Here is a 19,683-nt window from a genome sequence, read left to right as displayed (position 1 = left end):
CGGGGGAATGTCACGCAAAATCATGATCGGTTGTGGCGCGACTTTTCTCATCGCGTTGATGCTCGTCTGCGCGTTGTCGTTCGGCGTGATGGGCATCGCGCGGAACGTGCAAGCGCAAGGCAAGTTACCGAACGCGGGCATCGCCGGCGCGACAGGGTCGCCGAATGTGCTTGGCGTTTTGGAATTCTACGGCGAGAATACTTTGACGGTGACGACCGCGCAAGGTCCGCGCACGATTGGCTTGACGGACAAGACGACGGTGCGACGCGGCAGTGAAGGCGCGCCCGCGACGTTTGCCGATCTGCGACCTGGTGTCAGCTTGGCGATCTGGGGCGACCCAGGCAACAATCGGCGGGATCTCGTCGCGCGGGTGATTGTGATTTTCGCGAAGTGACGGAGTGTGATGTGATCTTTCTTAAGCTAGGCGGCTCGGCGATTACGGACAAGACGCGCGAGGCGACCGCGCGCCTGGATGTGATTCGGCAAATCGCGCGCGAGGTGAAACACGCGCGCGAATCGAATCCCGCGCTCGAACTCTTGATCGGTCACGGGAGCGGGTCGTTCGGTCACTTTGCCGCGCGGAAATCCGGTTTCGGCGCGCAAGGTGATTGGCGCGCGTACGCGGAAACCGGCGCGGCGGCGGCGCGGCTCACGCGCATCGTCACCGATGCATTTCTCGCGGAAGATATTCCCGTCGTGGCGATGCAACCCTCTGCGTCCGCGCGTTGTCGCGATGGGCAGCTCGTCGAACTCGCGACCACGCCGATTGAGACCGCGCTCAAGCACGGACTCGTACCGCTCGTGCATGGCGATGTCGCGTTCGACGAAACGCGTCGCATGTCCATCGCGTCCACCGAAATGATATTCGCGTACCTCGCGCCGGTGCTGAAGCCCACGCGCATTCTACTTGCGGGAATCGTGGATGGTGTGTTTACTGCCGATCCATTCGAGGACGCGTCCGCGCAGTTGATTCGCGAAATCACGCCCGGAAATTTTCCGCACATCATCGCGCAGTTGCAAGGGTCGCATGGGATTGATGTGACGGGAGGAATGCTCGCCAAGGTGCAAGGCATGGTCGCGCTTGTCGAACACGCGCCGATGATTCGTGTGCGGATTATCAGTGCGTTGCGTGAGGGAGTGATCGCGCGCGCGCTGATGGATGAATCGTTTGATGAAGGGACGCTCATTCACGCTGTATAAAAACGCAAACTTGCACAAGTTGTTCGACAGAGACCAGGTTTCTCCAAGAAACCTGGTCTCTTGTTGCTAGGACGATTTCCATCGCGCGTCTATCGCTTCTCCATCACTCTTCCACACGCCTCTTGTATGATGCAGACAACAAAACAGGAGGCAATGCGAATGTCCACGAACAACTTGTTTCTCGATCTCAAACCAAAAACACCCGCCGCACTGCGGCGATTCAAAATGATGTGGAGCGAACGCGCGCGTCGCCTAACTCAACTTGCGTTCGCCGGCTTCATCCTCGCGTTGAGCGTGATGCATAACCTCGCGACGGAAGATGGCGCGGTCGCTTCGATTGATGCGCTGTGCCCGTTCGGCGGCGTCGAAACTTTTTGGCGCTGGGTGTCGAGCGGTGGTCAGTACGTTTCCAAAACGCATCTCTCCAATCTCATCCTGGGCGGCGGTTTGTTGCTGGGTGTTCTGCTCGCGGGCGGCGCGTTCTGCGGCTGGGTCTGTCCGTTTGGTGCGGTGCAGGATTTGATGACCTGGGTGCGGAACAAACTTCGCATCAAAGAAATCAGCGTACCCGAATGGCTCGACAAAATTTTGCGCTATGGTCGCTATGTCGTTCTCGCGCTCGTGCTCTATCAAACGATCTTCACGGTCAAACTCTGGTTCGCCGATTGGGATCCGTATCGCACACTGTTCGGTCTGGGTTGGTTGTTCGAGTTCGATCTGTCTACGAGTTGGTTCGCATACGCGTTTGTCCTCGTCGTGCTTGTCGCCTCGCTCTTTGTCGAACGCGCGTGGTGTCGCTACACGTGTCCGCTTGGCGGCGCGATTAGTCTGGTCGGCAAGTTGAGCGTCTTGCGAATTCAACGCAACGGCGCGGCGTGCAAAGGATGCAACGTCTGCGAAAAATCGTGCCCGGTGAAATTGCCGGTCGCAACGGTGGATCGCATCAGCAGCGATTGTATCGGTTGCTTGCAGTGCGTCGAGTCATGTCCGCGTCACGCGACACTCGAAGTCAAGATCGCGCCGGTGTGGTTGCCGAATCTCAATTCCGCGCAAGCCGGAAAATAAAGGAGCCAAAATGCGTGTCAATCCATTTTTCATGCCGATCATCCTGATCATGGCAATGCAGGGGACTGTATTCACTGCACAAGCGATGGGTCAGTGGTCAACGAGTGGCAAGACCTCGGTCAATCTCGAAAAGTTAACGCCTGCCGATCTCAAGGGGTGGATGACTCTGCAACAAGTGGTGGATGGTTTGCAGATTTCCAAAGAGCAGGTTTACGCGGCAGGCAACATTCCAGCCGATACGCCGTTGACGACGCCGCTCAAAGATTTGGAAAAACTCGTCCCAGGATTCGAAACGTCGGTTCTGCGTGACGCGCTGACCGCGCAACGTGGGACGACGACTGCACCGGCTGCGACGACATCCGCGCCGGCGCAAGCGGCAACTCCCGCGGCGACACCCGCCGCGACCGCGACACACACGGCGGGTACCGGCACTGGGACGGGACCGACGCCAATGCCTGCCGGACAAATTCTCCCAGCGAGCCAGATCAAAGGAAGCATGACTCTGCGTTCGGTGAGTGAACAGACCGGCGTGCCGCTCGCGAAAATTCTCGAAGGGCTGAAGCTCTCAGCGGACACGAATCCGGAAATCGCGTTGCGCGATCTCGTTTCGCAAGGCAAGATTTCCGAAGTGACGGACGCGCAAAAAGTTGTGGAAGCGTTGCAAGGAAAGTAATTTGTGAAGCGTGAGGCGTGAGACCGGTTTACGCATCACGCCTCACGATTCACGGTTTATGCTATAATCAGCATCGGTCAATCCAAAATCCAAAATCGAAAATCGAAAATTCCCAATGGCAACTCGCATCCTCGTCGTGGACGACGACAAACAAATCGTCCGACTCGTTCAATCGTATCTCGAAAAATCTGGGTTCGTGGTGCTGACCGCGTTCGACGGTGAAAACGCGCTCCGCATTATTCGCCACGAACGCCCTGATCTTGTCGTGCTCGATTTGATGTTGCCGGGCAAGGACGGCTGGGACATCACCCAGGCGATTCGCGCGGACGCGAATCTCGCGGCGACGCCGATTTTGATGCTGACCGCGCGCATCGAAGACACCGACAAAATCCTGGGTCTCGAACTCGGCGCGGACGATTATCTGACCAAGCCGTTCAATCCGCGCGAAGTCGTCGCGCGCGTGCGCGCAATTCTGCGCCGATCCAGCGCCGCGCCCGCCGCGTCGCGTGTCATCGAAATTTGCAAACTGCGCCTCGACGCAGATCGGCATACCGCGAGCATCAACGGCAACGCGCTCGAAATGACGCCGACCGAATTTGCTCTGCTCAAAACGCTGATGGAAAATCCGAATCACGCGTTCACGCGCGGCGAGTTGATCGAAAAGGCGCTCGGTTATGCGTACGAAGGATTGGAGCGCACGCTCGACAGCCACATCAAAAATCTCCGCAAAAAAATCGAGGATGACCCAAGCGACCCGCAGTACATCGAGACGGTGTTTGGCGTCGGTTATCGTTTGAACGACGAAGGCAAAAAGAAAAAATGAATCGCCTCTGGGTTCGTCTCACGCTCGCGTTTCTGATCGTCACACTCGTCGGCGTTGCCGTCGTCGCGTTGATCGCGGATTGGAGCGCGAACAATACGTTTCGCCAATATCTCGCGCGCCAAGACGCACTCACGCAGAGTGGCGCGCTCGACGCGCTGGCGGCGTTTTATCAACAGCGTGGAACCTGGGATGGCGTCGAGACGATGCTGGTGAATGCAAACCTGGTTTTGCCGGCGGGACGCGGACGCGGACAAGCGAGCCAGGGTCGCGGACGTCCGCCGCTCGTGCTCGCCGATGCGAGCGGACGTGTGGTGTTCGATGAACGCGGCACAATGGTCGGAACGACGATCAGCCCGGAGGATCGCGCCGGCGCGTTGCAAGTCGTTTCGGATGGAAAGACAGTTGGGTATTTGTTGTTCGGTTCGCAAGGGCGCGGCGCACTTGCGCCGGGCGAGCAAGCATTTCTCGATCAATTACGCGTGGGCTTTATCGTTGCCGGGCTGATTGCGAGCACGCTTGGCGTTTTATTGGGACTCGTCATCAGCCGCACGGTTGCCGCGCCGCTCGCGCAGGTCGCGCAAGCCGCGCGTGGGTTCGCCGCGCGCGATTGGCACGCGCGTGCATCGGTACGCGGCGCGGAGGAAATCGCCGAGGTCGCGCGCGAGTTCAACACGATGGCGGACGAACTACAACGCGCGGAAACCTTGCGCCGAAATTTGATGGCGGACATCGCGCACGAATTGCGAACACCGCTCACCGTTCTGCAAGGCAACCTGAGTGCGATGCTCGATGAAGTGTACCCGCTCGACCGCGCGGAAATCGCGACGCTGTACGACGAAACGCGCGTGCTCGCGCGGCTCGTCAACGATCTGCGCGAGCTTTCGCTCGCCGAGTCGGGGCAACTGCCGCTCAATGTGCAGGCGGTGGAGGTTGCCGCGCTCGCGCAAACGGCAGTCGCGAATTTCCAAGCGGCGGCGGATTTGCAGAATGTACGCGTGACGTGTGATGCATCGGACGCGTTGCTCGCGCGCGCCGACCCAGATCGGCTTGCCCAGGTTTTCCGGAACTTGCTATCAAACGCGTTGCGGCACACGCCGAGTGGGGGAGCGATTCGTGTTCGGTGTTCCGTGTTCGATGGTCAACCAGAATTTGTGACGGTGAGCGTCCAGGACACTGGCGATGGCATCGCGCCGGAAGATTTGCCGCGCGTGTTCGACCGATTTTATCGCGGCGACAAATCGCGCGCGCGTGCGAGTGGCGGGACTGGCTTGGGGTTAGCGATCGCGAAATCGTTGATTGAAGCGATGGGTGGAAAAATCGGCGTGGAGAGTGAACGTGGCAAGGGAAGCAGGTTTTGGTTTACGGTACCGACAACATGAAAAGACCCTGCGGGTCTACGAAACCCGCAGGGTCTTTTTCTGATTATCCCACCAAGCCCCATCGTTCGCGCACGCGCGCTTCAATCGGCGCGAACACGAGACGGTCCACGATCAATCCAATCGCGATGATGACGAACATCACCGCGATGACCTGGCTCATATCATTCAACTCGCGTCCCATCGTCAACAATTGTCCCAAGCCGAGCGACACGTAGAGCAATTCCGCCGCCATCAACGAGCGCCACGCGAAGGACCATCCCAGTTTCATCCCCGTGATGATCGAAGGTAACGCGGCAGGGAGGATCACTCGCGCGTACATCTTCCAGCCGCGTGCGCCGAGGTTGCGCGCCGCGCGCAAGTAAAGCGGCGGCGTATTCTTGACGCCGGCTTCGGTCGCGGTCGTGATGGCGAGCAACGCGCCCATCACGACGACGAACAACATCGCGGTCTCGCTCAACCCGAACCACAACAGCGCGAGCGGCAGCCAACAAATCGAAGGCAGTGCTTGCAGACCGAGCACGACCGCGCCGATGGTGTCGTCGAGCACGCGGATGCGACCGAGCGCGAGTCCTAGCGTAGTGCCGAGTATCGCGGAGATGCCAAACCCAATTATGATGCGTTCCATGCTCGTGAGGATTCCCAGGATGAACGTTCCATTTTGGAATCCGCGCGTGAGCGTGCGCGCGACGCCGAGTGGGGTTGGAAAAACGTACTCGGGATAGATTCCCAGGATCGCCAGCAATTGCCATCCAATCAGCAACGCGGCGAAGAACGCAAGCTTGCGAAAGAGTGGATTATGAAATATGGTAGAACGATTCACAGCACATCATCCCCTACCATTTGTGCTTCAAATTCGCGCAGACGATTTGTAACCAAGTCGTGTTGGCTGGCGAGCACATCGTCTTTGAGCATAGCCATCATCTCGCGCGATAAATCCACGACGGCGTAACTTTCAATTTGGCGCGGACGCGGCAAATCCAATGTCCATTCGCGTTTGATGCGCGCCGGACGCGCCGAAAAGACGACAACGCGGTCGCCGAGCACGATGGCTTCGCGGACGTTGTGAGTGACGAAGAGAATCGTTTTATTCGTCGCGCGCCAAATTGCCTGCAATTCACCGTGCAGTATGTCGCGCGTTTGCGCGTCGAGCGCGCCGAATGGTTCGTCCATCAACAGTACGTCCGGGTCGAGCGCGAGCGCGCGCGCAATCGCGGCGCGTTGCTTCATGCCGCCGGACAATTCGTGGACATACGCGTTTTCGAATTCGGTGAGATGCACCATCGCGAGAAAATGTCGCGCGGTCTCGCGTCGTTGTGCGGAAGGTTTGCCAATCATTTGCATACCGAACTCGACATTGTCGCGCACGTTCAGCCAGGGAAAAAGCGCGGCGCTCTGAAAGATCATTACGCGATCGGTGCCGGTTCCGTTCACGCGTTTGCCGTCCGTCAAAATTTCGCCGCGCGTCGGTTTATCCAAGCCCGCGACCAGGTTGAGCAAGGTAGACTTGCCGCACCCGGAGGGACCGAGCAAGCAAACGAATTCTCCCGCTCGCATGTCGAGCGTGATCGCGTCAATCGCGGGTATCGCGCCATTTTTGCTGTGAAACGTTTTGCCCACCTCGCGGATTGCTAACTTCAACGATACTCCTTCGAACGACCGCCGACTGAATCGCAGTCGGTAGTCATCTACTGAATCAATGGAAGATTTTTTTCTTTCAATACTTGATTTAGTATCGTCAATTCGTAAACCGCGGCAAGTTGCGGCGGTGTGTCGCCGAGAAAGCCCAATTTGAACGCGGCGTCTGTCGAACTGATCAGTGACGCGCGCACAGGATCGTACGTAATCGTTTGTCGCGTCCACGCGTCGTTCAACACGTCGTTCGACAATGCCGCGTTGGTGAGGCGCAAGATTTCCGCGTTGAGTTTTTGCTTCGCCGTGGCGGGATCGTTGTTGATGCGTTGTGTCAGTTCGACGTGCGCGACGAGAAATTGCTTGACGATCTCAGGATTCGCCTTCAAAAATTTTGAGCTAACGATTATTTGCGCGGTGACGAACTTGCTACCTTGCCACAGTTCGCGTTCGTCGAGAAAAATCTTGCCGTTTGCCTCGCGGACGAGTCGCGCACCCCAGGGTTCGGGGACCCATGCCGCGTCAATTTCTTTTTTGAGAAACAGCGCGAGGATGTCTGGGTTGGCAGTCGGGATAACCTGGGTGTCGCCGCCGTGCTCCTTGAACTTGAACCCCTGTTGCAGCAACCACGCGCGCGCTGCCACGTCTTGCGTATTGCCCAGTTGCGGCGTCGCGATTTTCTTGCCGCGAAAATCGGCGGGCGAGTTCAGTCCCGCATCCGCGCGCACGACAAGCGCCGCACCGCCGCTCGTCGCGCCGGCGATGATGCGCAGCGCTTCGCCTTTTGATTTCACGAACCCGTTGATCGCGGGATTCGGACCGATGAACGCAAGATCGAGCTGACCGGCAAACAATGCTTCGATGACCGATGGACCCGCGTTGAATACTTTCGCGTTAATCTTGATGCCGTCGCCGAGCGCGCGCTGAAATGTGCCGTCGGCGATACCAATGACGGCTTGGGCGTGCGTGATATTTGGAAAGTAACCGAAGCGGACGACGCTGGGCGTAGCGGGCGCTTGATTGGCGCAGCCGATGAGCGCCCAAGCCATCACGAGCAACATGAACGACGATTTGAACAAAGTCACGATGTGTCTCCAAAGTATGCTGTGTGAAGTGGACTAGAACGTCTATATTCCTACAAATCCTACTGGCTTAGTAGGATTAATACCAAAGGAACTAGAATCTGTCAAATTAGCGCGCGATGGAAATTTCGTTTGCCAACCGTTTCGTTTTCTGTTATTATCTCGCCTTGGAGGAAGCATGGCATATCGTGACCTGCGCGAGTTTCTCGCGCGCCTCGAAAAAAGCGGACAACTGAAACGGATTAGCGCGCCGGTGAATCAGGATTTAGAAATCACCGAGATTGCTGATCGCGTGATGAAAAGCGCGCCCGAAAAAAACCTGGCGTTGGTGTTTGAGAATGTGCGTGGTAATACGATGCCCGTCGTCATCAATCTCTTTGGCAGCGAAGAGCGGATGGCGTGGGCGCTCAATGTCGAACGGCTCGACGAGTTGAACACGAAACTCGCCGAGTTCATTTCGATGGACATGCCGCGCGGGCTGTTCGAAAAAGCGCAACGTGGACTCGAAATGCTGAACGGCTTGCGTGTCACCGAACCCAGGTATATCAATCGCGGCGTTTGCCAAGAAGTGATTCAAGAAAAGCCATCGCTCGCGTCGCTGCCGATCATTCAATGTTGGCCCCACGACGCGGGGCGTTACATCACCTTGCCATCCGTGTTTAGTCGCGATCCGAAAACCGGCAAGCGCAACGTCGGAATGTATCGTTTGCAGGTGCTGGACGATCAAACACTGGGAATGCACTGGCAGAGGCACAAAGGCGGTACGGAGCATCAACGCGTCGCGCAAGACATCGGCATGGAAAAAATTCCGGTTGCCGTGTCGCTCGGCGGCGATCCCGCGATCATTTGGGCTGGGTCTGCGCCGTTGCCGCCGAACATTGACGAGATGATGCTGGCTGGTTGGTTGCGCGGCAAATCGGTGGAGCTGGCAAAGTGTATTTCACAACCACTCGAAGTACCGGCGGACGCGGAGATCGTGATCGAAGGATACGTGGGTCCGCGTGAGCAACGCATCGAAGGACCGTTTGGCGATCACACCGGTTATTACTCGCTCGCGGATTATTATCCGGTCATGCACGTCACTGCGATCACGCATCGGCGTGACGCGATCTATCCGACGACGATCGTGGGCAAGCCACCGATGGAAGATTATTGGATGGGCAAAGCGACCGAGCGATTGTTCTTGCCCTTGATGAAATTGTTCCAGGGCGAAATCGTTGACGTGAATATGCCGGCGGAAGGAGTGTTTCACAATCTGGTGATTGTGAGCATCAAGAAACGGTATCCTGGGCACGCGCGCAAAGTGATGTACGGTTTGTGGGGCTTGGGGCTGATGATGCTGACGAAAACGATCATCGTGGTAGATGAGGACGTGAACGTGCACGACCTGTCCCAGGTCGCGTTCGAGGTGCTCGCGAATTACGACCCTTTACGCGATGTGCAAATCGTTAGCGGTGCAGCTGACGATCTCGATCACGCGGCGCTCGAAAAGAATTATGGCGGCAAGATGGGGATTGATGCCACGCGCAAAACGGAACGCGACCCAGGTCCGCATCAGAAATGGCCCGAGGAAATCGCTATGTCGCCGGAGATCAAAGCGTTGGTGGATCAACGTTGGAAGGAATACGGATTCTAGTGCGATGGTGTAATAGTGCGATGGTGCGATAGTTGAGTTGCGCGAATGCGACTGTTGCACTATCCAACTATTGCACTATCGCACTATCGCACGATATAACTATGCCCGAATTACCCGAAGTCGAAACCGTGGTGCGTGATTTACGCCCGCATCTTGTCGGGCGCAAAATCGTTGGGGTGATCGTGCGTTGGCGACGCACGATTGCCGCGCCCAGCGCGACGGAGTTTACGCGCGCCATCCGCGGGAGCAAAATTATCAAGATTACGCGACGCGGCAAGTACTTGGTATTTCATTTGTCGCCGCGCAAATTTATGCTGGTGCATTTGCGAATGACCGGCGGTTTTCATCTAGACACACCGACGACGCGGCGCGATAAACACATGCACGTCATTCTCAGATTGAGTGACGGCTTCGAATTACGTTTTCGTGATACGCGCAAGTTTGGACGGATGTGGCTGGTGAACGATCCTGAAATCGTCACCGGCAAACTGGGTCCCGAAGCGCCGGAGGTTTCTGCGAAAGAGTTTCACGCGTTGTTCGAGAAACGACGCGGCTACTTGAAACCACTCTTGCTCGATCAAACTTTTCTTGCGGGGCTGGGAAACATTTATGTGGACGAGTCGCTGTGGTACGCGCGTTTGCATCCGCTGCGCCGCGCCGAAACACTCACGCGCGAGGAACGCGGGCGACTGCAGCGCGCGATTCGCCAGGTGCTGCGCCGCGCGATTGCGCTAGGCGGGACGAGCATTGACGTCATGTACAAACGCGTTAACGGGGCGAGCGGCGGATTCCAAGATAGTCTACGCGCGTTTGATCGTGAAGAACGACCGTGTCGTCGTTGCGGCACACCGATTGTAAAAACGGTTGTTGGACAACGCGGCACACATTTTTGTCCGACGTGTCAAAAGCTGTAGAGTAGAGACGCTCCGCCGGGGCGTCTCTACTTTTTATTTCCACGACCACACGGCAACCAAACCATCGCCGACGCGGCGCGGTTGTTCTTTGCCAGTAACATCGGCAACCCACACACTGCCCGCACCGGGGCGTTCGCGATGCGTGTAAACGAACCTGGCGCTATCGGGCGACCAGAAGGTGAGCGAGCGCGCGTATTGATCGAAGTACGGAAGCAAGGAGATAAAATCGCGCGTGGGTGTGAAGGTAGCCAGCGTCCGCGGAGTGCCGGTCGGTAGGTCTACGACGCGCCACAGCAAACGAATGGGATTGCCTTGCGCCAGCGGCGCGGCGAGATGCTGGGTCGGCGTACGTCCACGCGAATTCTGTTCCTGTTCAATCGTCAGATACGCGATGCGTTGTCCATCGGGCGACCAGAAAAACGCGATTGCGTCTTCGTTCGTGATGGATTGCTGATTCTTGCCGTCGGCATTGGCGATGACGACCTTGCCAAAGTGCGGTAATTCGGCGTCCTCGGGCGTGACGACCCATGCAATCTTTTTGCCGTCAGGCGACCACGCAAACGCGATGCGCCCGGCGTACTCGACAATCGCGTGTGCGTTGCCGTCTTGGGCATCGGCGAGATGTAGCGCATCTTGACCATTATTCGCCGCGGCGTAGAGGATCGTTGTACCGTCCGGCGAATATTGTGGCGCGAGAAATTCGCCGGGACCGTGACTCAGCGTTTGCGACGTGGGTGAATCTCGCCAACGCAACAACGCGAGCCGCGCCGAGTGTGAATCGCGCCGACTCCCGCCGATGTGCATCAACAAGGTACGACTGTCTGGCGACCAGCTCCAGTAAAAGGGCGAACCAGTTTCGAGTCTGCGCGCATCCTCTTTGCCATCGGCGCGTCCTAGCATCATTGACAAATCGCTCGCGTCCTGCGCGAGAAAACCGATGTGTTGGCTGTCGGGCGACCAATAGAGATAGAACGGGGATTGCGAGCGACTCTTGAACACCGTGTTGCGATTTTTGGTGACGACCGACGCGGTGTACAGAATCGCTTCGGGTTCGTCTTGGCTCGCATCCACACTGACAAACGCGACGGATTGTCCATCGCGTGACCAGGTTGGATAATCGTAAATGTGTTGGCTCGAGGCGTCCTGGGTTAGGGCAGTCCGTTCTTCGCCGCGCGCGTCCACGATTTGAATATTCGAATCATTGTCCACGTACGCGATGCGATCCACCACGCGCGCGGTGGCAATATTGAAATAAGTATAGCCAGCCATCGCGGCAAGGAATACACAAAGCAAAATCAGACTGCATCCCACCGCGCCGCCGACGACAAGGATTGCCGAACGTCGTGACATGCTGTCCACCTTTCTGGAAATATATGTACACGTGATACGCAATCACCGCATCACGCGATTCATGCCGCGAGAGTATACAATCAGAGTGCGGCGCAAATCAAGGGGGGTGCCGATGGCGTGGAGTGTTAGGATTTGTTCGTAACAAGTACTACTGTCCTATTGTTTGTTCTATGTCAGTCGAGTACTATACACGCAAGAAAAAAAAGTACTATTAACCACCGATAAAGGCAAACTCGCCGAAAGGCGAGGACGCAAAGCTATGGGTCTTCAGCGTAGGGACTGTGCGCTAAGATTGCCAGGCTGCCGAAGTGGAATACGACGCGAACCGATCTGTCTATTCCGCTCTGGAACAGACAGTTTTTTTATTTTCGGCGAAGTGGTTACAAGGAACCAACCAAGACAAAGGAGGCAAGATGAAAAAAACATTGTTTGCGTTGACTCTGGTCGTGATGTTGCTCTCCCTGACCTTCGCTACGGTCGGCGCGGGTGAAGCGTGGGACGACCCCAAGTTGTGCGTCAACGGTGAATGGCTGTTGGTCATCGCGGCGAAACCATCAGCAGTCAAGGTGTATGTACCGGATGACGCGCGCTATGGCAATCAGCGTCAAGGTGGTTGCAAGACCCCGGGACCCAACGTGCCACTGATCACAAATGTGGTCGAACGTGGCGATCACAACTGGATGCTTGTCGTCGTAGATGGCAAGTTAGCATCTACGCCCACGGTGACTGCAAACTACGGTCGCGTGAGTGAAGTGCGGCGGAATAATGGGAAAGGGTCGCTGAACTTTTTGTTCCGTCTGCGGTAATTCACGTTGTTGTCTGACGGATACTTCAACATAGCTGGGCTTGTTGCCCTTCCCTTGCAGAGGCAACCCGCTGTCCCTCCGGGTTGCCTCTGTTCATTTGAGCGCGTTCATCAATCCGGTCACAAATGATTGCGCGTTGAGTGTACCTGTAGTATAATCGGTTCATACACGTTGATCAGTTTGAGTAGACACTCATGACTTTGCCTTGCCCACAGTGCGGTCGCGCCAATCCCATTGGCGCGTCAACTTGTACGTTTTGTGCCGCTTCCCTCGCACGGCGATGCGCTCAATGCGATTTTCAAAACCCCGGCAATTTCAAATTTTGCGGCAATTGCAGCGCGAGTCTCACGACGCCTACTGCCGATGAGAATCGCGAGCGCGCGACCAACTCGATGCCGGTTTCGCTTGCGGAAAAAATCGCGCGCGTCGGCAAGCAGGTCGAAGGTGAACGCCGGAATGTCACGGTCCTGTTCGCAGACCTGAGCGGCTATACCTCCATCTCCGAACGACTTGATCCCGAGCAAGTATACGAGTTGATTGACAGTACTCTGCGCGCGTTCACCGAGGAAATCTATAAACACGAGGGTACGCTCGACAAAGTGATGGGCGATGGATTGATGGCACTGTTTGGCGCGCCCATCGCGCATGAAGATGACTCGGCGCGCGCGGTGCGTACCGCATTTGGAATGCAAGACGCGTTGCGGCGAATCAATGCCGACCTCGAATCGCGTTTGGGGATTACGCTTCAAGTCCGGATCGGTCTCAATGCCGGGCTAGTCGTTGTCGGCAGCATCGGTTCGGATCTGCGCATGGAGTATACCGCGCTCGGCGATACGGTGAACGTCGCGTCGCGTTTGCAGAATGCGGGAGAGCCAGGCACGATTCTGGTTAGTCGTGCGGTTTACGAACCGACTAATCCATTGTTCGAGTACCGCGAGCTGGGCGCGATTCGCGTTAAGAATCGTGTCGAGCCAGTTGAGATTTTCGAAGCCGTCGCGCCGCGCAAACACGAAGGTCGTGTGCGTGGAATTCCTGGCTTGAGCGCGCCAATGGTTGGGCGTCGCGCCGAATTCGCGCAAGTTCGTCAAGCCGTTGATGCGCTCGTTGAAGAGGGTATGGGGCGGCTCGTTCTAGCAACCGGCAACGCCGGCATTGGAAAATCGCGCTTGACTACGGAACTCAAAGCACATCTCGTTGACCAACATGTGACAGTGCTCGAAGGCGCGTGTCTCGCTTACGGGCAACCTGCATACGGAATGTTTATCCGTTTGCTCAAAATGTACTTTGGTATCGCTGACGATGATTCCGAGCAAGTGGTGCGCGAAAAAATCGAACGCACCGCGAACGAATATTTGTTGCCCGAACAATCACGCGCCGACATCTTGCCGTACATCGAGCATCTCTTTTCGATTCGTGTTCTCGAAAAAGAAATGGCGGCGCGCATCCGCCATCTCGCACCGCCCCAGTTACAACAGCAAACCTTTCTCGCGATTCGCGAATTGCTCATCGCACGCGCGCGGTATCGCCCGCTCGTGCTCATTTTCGAAGACGTGCATTGGATTGATCCGGTTTCGCTCGACTTGCTAGTTTTTATTAATAATGTGATTGAGCGCAGCCCGGTCGTTATCTATTGCAACTCGCGTCCAACTGAAGGTACGGCTGCGCCGCGCTTGGAGAAACTTGGCACGCAGTCGTATGCGGCGCAATTTCTGCATCTTCCCCTGATGCCCCTCTCACATGCGGACAGCGTCGAGTTAGTTGACTTACTTTTGACTATTCACGAATTGCCCGAACGGCTTCGGCAAATTATTCTGCAACGCGCCGAAGGAAATCCATTCTACCTCGAAGAGATCATTCGCATGTTGATTGATCGCGGCATCATTCGGCGCGAGGAGGATCGTTGGCAGATTGTGCCGGGCGCGGCTGTGGACGACGTTCAAGTACCGACCACTTTGCAAGGTTTGATTATGACGCGCGTGGACGCGTTGAGCGAGGGCGCGCGGCAAGCGGCGCAGTGTGCTGCCGTGATCGGGCGTGATTTTGGACTGCGCTTGCTTTCGAGCACCTTGGAGGATGCGCGTAACCTTGCCGACCAAGTGGGTGAGTTGGAAGAACGCGCGTTGGTCAGTCGCATCGGTGCGGATGGCGACGTGCATTATCGTTTCAATCACATCTTGATTCAAGAGACGGTCTATGCTAGTCTCTTGGTGCGGCGACGTGAGTTTCTGCATCACAAAATCGCGGAAGGGATTGAAGCGCAATTTAAAGAGCGTCTCGACGAGCACACGGAAGAGCTGGCGTTTCACTATTACGAAAGCAAGGATTACGATCGCGCATTGCCGTGTCTGATTCGCGCGGGGAGTCATGCCGCAGAGCGATTTGCGAACGATCAGGCGCTTAAGCAGTTCCGCTTTGCCGTCGAATGTTTGGGTAAAACCAATCCAACTACAACCCAGAAGATTGACCTGTACAATGGACTCGGTTCCGTCCAAACTTTTACAGCGGACTATGACGGCGCGACGACTTCGTATTTGATTGCGCTCGAAATGAATCGCGCCCTCACGCGCACGGTCGAAGCGCAGCGCCAAAGCGCCGAGATTATGCGCGAAATCGGACGCGTGTGTGAGCGCCGCGGGGATTATGCCGAAGCGTTGCGTTGGCTCAACAACGCCTTGGGCGAATTGGAACATCTGGATCGTCAAGTGCCGGAGCGCGTGCGTATTTACAATGATATTGGCTGGGTACAATATCGTCTCGGCGCATTTGATCAAGCGTACGAGTGGCGAATGAAAAGTCTGCAGATCGTTGAAGGCACCGACAATTACAGCGAGATGGCATCCACATATAACGGACTGGCTGTCCTCTTCAGCCGCAAGGGTGATTGGGAACGCGCGGCGGCGTACGTTGAAAAAGGGTTGCACTTGCGCGAGTCCATCGGCGATCTGACTGGTGTCACCAACTCACACAACAACCTGGGTAACATCGCGCTCGGTCAAGGCGATTGGGATCGCGCGTTGATACATTTTGAGCGTACCCTCGATGTCCGGCAAAAGACCGGCGACACGCGTGGCATCGCCCAAGTCAACAATAACCTGGGTCTGGTCTATCGCGAAAAAGGAGACCATCCCCGCGCGCGCGACAATTTCGCGGGTGCGTTGGCAAGCGCCGAGAAAATCAAGGATGGCAACCTATGTTGTCTCGCACTTAATAACCTTGCGCACGTTTTCATTCTGCAGCAAGAGTTTGATCGGGCGTTGGAACAGCTCAAACGTAGTCTTGACATTGCGACTGAAATCGGGCATAAAGAGAATCGTGTGGAAGCGTTGTGGCTGACCGGCGAGGCATATCTCGGCAAAGATATGCTTGACGAAGCGTATCAAGCCGCCGCCGACGCGCGTACCCTTGCCGCCGAGATTGGCAGTCGCGTGAACGAAGGTCAAGCGCTGCGCGTCCTGGGTAAAGTGGCGCGCGTCCAAGGCGCGTATGACGTGGCGGTGGACTATTTGCAACGTAGTTTGGACGTGCTGACCAAGCTCAACAATCCCATCGAACTCGCGCGGACACGGTATCAACTCGGTCTCGTCTTGCGCGCGCGTCTTGATTTAGACGGCGCGCACGCCGCGTTCACCGATGCGTTGGCGACGTTCGAACGATTGGGCGCGCAAGCGGAAGCCGCACGGACACGCGCCGAACTCGATGAATTGAAGAACCAGGCATAAACATGGCTAGTAAACACGACCTGCGGCAGATTCCCTTTTTCAACGAACTAGATGATACTGTCCTGGACGCAATTTCGCGGCGTCTCCAGCGTGAGCATTATCACAAAGGCGCGATCGTCTTTGCGGAAGACGAACCGGGCGATTGTATGTACATCATCGAGAGTGGGCAGGTCAAGGTTGTCTCCGAGAAAAGCGGGCGCGAAAAAATTTACAACTATCTCGGTCCCGGCAATTTCTTCGGCGAGATGGCGCTGCTGCTCGCCGAAAAGCGTTCGGCGACCGTGCGCGTGGTGATTGACGCGGATTTGCTTGTGCTGCGGCAGCACGATCTCGAAGAGTTATTGCAACAACACCCCGCCATCGCGTTGATGATGACGCGCGAACTGGGTCGCCGCTTGGGCAAGTCGCAGCAAACGCCCGTGTTGCGCGAAGAGTTCAACATCGTTGCGACGGTGGGACGCGCCGCGCCTACGCTCGCGCGTTACCTTGCCCAGGTGACCGGCGAACCCGTGACCGTGCTCGACCTGGGTGGACTGGCGAATGTGACCTTAAGCCAGGGCATGTTGGCGCGCGCGAATGTGACGCTCATCCGCGACGCGCAACTCGATACCGAAACCTTGGCGGGATACCTGAGCCGCCTCGTCGAGCAATTTTATTGGGTGTTATTGTGCGTCTCGCCATACGAAACCCCGCTCACGCTCAAGGCGATGGAATTGGCGGACATTACGGTCCAGGTTGGCGATGACGAACCGGCGTGGTTGCGTAATGTCGCGCCGAAAGGGTTGTGGCACGCGGATTCGAGCGACAAGGCGATTCAGCGACTTGCGCGGCGTATCGCGCAACGCGTGGTCGGCATCGCGCTTTCCAGCGGCAACGCGCGCGGCATGGCGCATATCGGCGTGCTCAAAGTGCTCGAAGAAGAAGGCATCCCGATTGACCTGATCGCCGGCACCAGCGCCGGCGCCGTGTTCGGCTCGCTCTACGCGGCGGGACGCTCGTTCGACGAGATTTTCGCGTTCGCCGACGATGTGCGGAACAAGTACAATTTTATGACTGGCTTTCGCTTTTGGGATTTTCGCATCCCGCCGCGCTCCGGTTTGATCAAAGGCGATATGGTTCTCGGTTATTTCCGCCAAATGCTCGGCAACAAAACATTTGACGATTTGACTGTCCCTATGTATATTATTGCGTGCGACTTGATTTCTGGCGAAGAGATTGTGTTTGATCGAGGACCCGTGGCGGAAGCCGTCCGCGCAAGCATGAGCGTGATCGGCGTGCTCGAACCGGCGTCGGTAGCGGGACGCTTCTTGATTGACGGCGGCTCGGTCAATCCCGTGCCGACGCAATTGCTTGCCGATCGCGGCGCGAACATCATCTTGGCGAGTAGCGTCATTCCCAGTCTCGAAGACCGATTGCATCGCCGCGAACTCAAGCGCGAAGGGAAACTGCCCAACTTTCTCGGCATCATCATGGGCGCGCAAGAAATAATGGAGAGCGAGATCATCCGCACGCGGATGGGTCCGGTAGATGTGCTCATCTCGCCCAACATTGCGCGCTATGGCACGTTCGAATATGACAAAGTCCGCGAATTGATCCAACGCGGTGAAGAAGCCGCGCGCGCACAGCTACCCACCATCCGGCAATTGTTCGCGCCGCGTCCACGCAAACCGATGAATGCATAAACGTCTACGAGGTCGAATCGGAACAATGCCATGAGAGAACGCCTACGTAAAATTCCCTTCTTTAGCACACTCCGCGATGAAGAATTGGACGCGGTTGCCCAACGCTTGCAATGCCGCCGCTTGCGTAAAGGCGCATCCGTTTTTCAATCCGGCGAACCCGACGATTCGATGTACTTTATCGAAAGCGGTCTTGTCAAAATCGTTTCCGAGCAACGCGGCGAAGCCCGGTTCATTCTGTATCTCGGTCCGGGAAACTTTTTCGGCGAAGGCGCGGCGCTGTTTGGCGGCAATCACTCCGCCAGCGTCTATGTCGTGATTGACGCCGAATTTTTGTTGTTGAGTCACGCCGACTTGCTCGCGTTGCTCGCGCAGTACCCGCCGATGGCGATGACGATCATTCGCGAATTGCACGCGCGGTTGCGCCGTTCGTTGAACGCGCCGATCCAGCCGAAAGAGATGACGGTCATCGCGGTGATCGGCGATTGCGCACCGATGCTCGCCGAACATCTCGCGCAAGTCAGCGCCGAGGATGTCGCGCTTTTGGATTTGGGTGGAAGCAATCAACCGCTCGACCCCGCGACGCTCGCGCCGAATCACGTGTATTACACGTATGCCGGCGAAGGGGTGCCTGCCGAACGATTGCCCGCGCAGTTGAGCGAACTGCTCAAACGCTTTTACTGGGCTTTGCTCTGGATTCCTCCCGTCGAAAGCCCCTTGGTGTTGAAGGCGGTGGACCAATCCGATCTGCGCGTCGTCATTGGCGCGTCGTTTGCCTTTCAAGGCGAGATCATCGCGCCGCGTCATCGCCTCTTCGCGAATGATACGGCGGAGGACATCCATCGCGTCGCGCGGCGACTCGCGCGGCGACAGATCGGTTTGGCGTTGTCGAGCGGCAATGCGCGTGGCATCGCGCACATCGGCGTGCTCAAAGTATTGCGCGAAGAAAATATCCCCTTGGATATGATTTCGGGCACGAGCGCGGGCGCGTTTTTCGGCGCGATGTTCGCGGCGGGCAGACCGATTGACGATCTGATCAAATTCGCCGGTACGGTGCATCGCGAGTACAATCCGTTCACTGGTTTTCGGAACTGGGATGTGCGGCTGCCGCCGCGCTCGGGTTTGATCAAAGGCGATGCGTTGTTGCGTCATCTGCGCACACAACTCGAAGACAAGGCGTTTGCCGAATTACAAATCCCGTTCGCGGTGGTGACGGCGGATTTGGTGTCTGGCGAAGAGATTGTTTTTGAACGCGGACCGCTCGCCCAAGCCGTGCGCGCGAGCATGAGCATTGGCGGTCTGCTCGAACCGGTCGAATACGAAGGGCGGTTCTTGATTGACGGCGGCGCGACGAATCCCGTGCCGACGCGCGTACTGGGCGAACGCGGCATGAGCATCATCATCGCGTCTAGCGTGATCCCCACGCCGCAAGATCGTTTGCGCCTGCAACGCATGAAACGCGACAATCGTTCGCCGAACCTGGTGGACGTGATGTTGGGTGAACGGGAAATTATGGAGAGCGAAATCATTCGCTCCCGGTTGCAACCCTTGGATGTGCTGATCGCGCCGGATGTTGCGCGTTATCATTTGCGCGAGTACGACAAAGTGAATGAAATCATTCAAGCCGGCGAAGACGCCGCGCGGATTCAAGTGCCGTACATTCGGAAACTGCTCGCTCCACGTCCGCGCAAAAATCCCGCGGACTGATTTAGTAAGGATCGTGAATAT

Annotated in this window: 16 protein-coding genes and 1 riboswitch; of the genes, 12 read left to right on the top strand and 4 right to left on the bottom strand. The window is 56.8% G+C overall.

The genetic code is table 11. The features are described 5' to 3' along the window. Nucleotides 1-7: 7 nt before the first annotated feature. The 6 genes from HY868_07205 (at nucleotide 8) to HY868_07180 (ending at nucleotide 5,140) form a co-directional block, all read left to right on the top strand. The gene (locus HY868_07205; GenBank protein MBI5301907.1) at nucleotides 8-394 is read left to right on the top strand and encodes a hypothetical protein; all 387 of its coding nucleotides are present in this window, start codon (nucleotides 8-10) and stop codon (nucleotides 392-394) included. Between the two features lie 11 nt (nucleotides 395-405). Next, nucleotides 406-1,200: an isopentenyl phosphate kinase family protein gene (locus HY868_07200; GenBank protein ID MBI5301906.1), complete on the top strand. Its 795-nt coding sequence runs from the start codon at nucleotides 406-408 to the stop codon at nucleotides 1,198-1,200. A 159-nt stretch (nucleotides 1,201-1,359) separates the two neighbouring features. Continuing rightward, entirely contained in the window at nucleotides 1,360-2,265 is a 906-nt protein-coding gene (locus HY868_07195) for a 4Fe-4S binding protein (GenBank protein ID MBI5301905.1), read from the top strand. A 10-nt stretch (nucleotides 2,266-2,275) separates the two neighbouring features. Beyond that, complete coding sequence (locus tag HY868_07190) at nucleotides 2,276-2,938, top strand: hypothetical protein (protein MBI5301904.1); 663 nt, start codon at nucleotides 2,276-2,278, stop codon at nucleotides 2,936-2,938. A gap of 115 nt (nucleotides 2,939-3,053) precedes the next feature. Next, nucleotides 3,054-3,761, top strand: coding sequence for a response regulator transcription factor (locus HY868_07185; protein ID MBI5301903.1), 708 nt, complete (start codon nucleotides 3,054-3,056; stop codon nucleotides 3,759-3,761). Beyond that, nucleotides 3,758-5,140 carry a HAMP domain-containing histidine kinase gene (locus HY868_07180; GenBank protein ID MBI5301902.1) on the top strand — a complete coding sequence of 461 codons (1,383 nt, stop codon included), beginning with the start codon at nucleotides 3,758-3,760 and terminating at the stop codon, nucleotides 5,138-5,140. The genes HY868_07185 and HY868_07180 overlap by 4 nt, the downstream gene beginning before the upstream one ends. A 43-nt stretch (nucleotides 5,141-5,183) precedes the next feature. Here HY868_07180 and HY868_07175 read toward each other — a convergent pair whose 3' ends face one another. The 3 genes from HY868_07175 to HY868_07165 form a co-directional block, all read right to left on the bottom strand. Then, nucleotides 5,184-5,882, bottom strand: a complete 699-nt coding sequence (locus HY868_07175) for an ABC transporter permease (GenBank protein ID MBI5301901.1) — start codon at nucleotides 5,880-5,882, stop codon at nucleotides 5,184-5,186. 74 nt (nucleotides 5,883-5,956) lie between these two features. After that, a complete protein-coding gene (locus tag HY868_07170) occupies nucleotides 5,957-6,694 on the bottom strand; it encodes an ABC transporter ATP-binding protein (GenBank protein ID MBI5301900.1) in 738 nt (245 codons plus the stop codon). A 131-nt stretch (nucleotides 6,695-6,825) separates the two neighbouring features. Beyond that, nucleotides 6,826-7,830 (bottom strand): ABC transporter substrate-binding protein, encoded by a 1,005-nt coding sequence (locus HY868_07165; GenBank protein ID MBI5301899.1) that lies wholly within the window; start codon nucleotides 7,828-7,830, stop codon nucleotides 6,826-6,828. Nucleotides 7,831-8,029: 199 nt separating this feature from the next. Here HY868_07165 and HY868_07160 point away from each other — a divergent pair, with 199 nt between their 5' ends. Then, entirely contained in the window at nucleotides 8,030-9,487 is a 1,458-nt protein-coding gene (locus HY868_07160; GenBank protein ID MBI5301898.1) for a menaquinone biosynthesis decarboxylase, read from the top strand. A gap of 101 nt (nucleotides 9,488-9,588) precedes the next feature. Continuing rightward, nucleotides 9,589-10,401, top strand: a complete 813-nt coding sequence (gene mutM / locus HY868_07155; GenBank protein MBI5301897.1) for a DNA-formamidopyrimidine glycosylase — start codon at nucleotides 9,589-9,591, stop codon at nucleotides 10,399-10,401. Between the two features lie 33 nt (nucleotides 10,402-10,434). Here mutM and HY868_07150 read toward each other — a convergent pair whose 3' ends face one another. Further along, nucleotides 10,435-11,751, bottom strand: a complete 1,317-nt coding sequence (locus tag HY868_07150; protein ID MBI5301896.1) for a PD40 domain-containing protein — start codon at nucleotides 11,749-11,751, stop codon at nucleotides 10,435-10,437. A gap of 216 nt (nucleotides 11,752-11,967) precedes the next feature. After that, nucleotides 11,968-12,059, top strand: a riboswitch (cyclic di-GMP riboswitch). 105 nt (nucleotides 12,060-12,164) lie between these two features. Here HY868_07150 and HY868_07145 point away from each other — a divergent pair. From HY868_07145 to HY868_07130, 4 genes are all read left to right on the top strand, one after another. Further along, on the top strand, nucleotides 12,165-12,557 hold the full coding sequence (locus tag HY868_07145) for a hypothetical protein (GenBank protein ID MBI5301895.1): 393 nt from the start codon (nucleotides 12,165-12,167) through the stop codon (nucleotides 12,555-12,557). 392 nt (nucleotides 12,558-12,949) lie between these two features. Further along, nucleotides 12,950-16,276 (top strand): tetratricopeptide repeat protein, encoded by a 3,327-nt coding sequence (locus tag HY868_07140; protein MBI5301894.1) that lies wholly within the window; start codon nucleotides 12,950-12,952, stop codon nucleotides 16,274-16,276. 2 nt (nucleotides 16,277-16,278) lie between these two features. Further along, nucleotides 16,279-17,958, top strand: a complete 1,680-nt coding sequence (locus HY868_07135) for a cyclic nucleotide-binding domain-containing protein (GenBank protein MBI5301893.1) — start codon at nucleotides 16,279-16,281, stop codon at nucleotides 17,956-17,958. Nucleotides 17,959-17,988: 30 nt separating this feature from the next. Further along, nucleotides 17,989-19,662, top strand: a complete 1,674-nt coding sequence (locus HY868_07130) for a patatin-like phospholipase family protein (protein MBI5301892.1) — start codon at nucleotides 17,989-17,991, stop codon at nucleotides 19,660-19,662. Nucleotides 19,663-19,683: the final 21 nt, after the last annotated feature.

This window comes from Chloroflexota bacterium (genome assembly GCA_016219275.1).
GTDB lineage: Bacteria > Chloroflexota > Anaerolineae > UBA4142 > UBA4142 > JACRBM01.
Note: the sequence above shows the minus strand (reverse complement) of the source record. Positions and strands in the feature narration are given on the sequence as shown.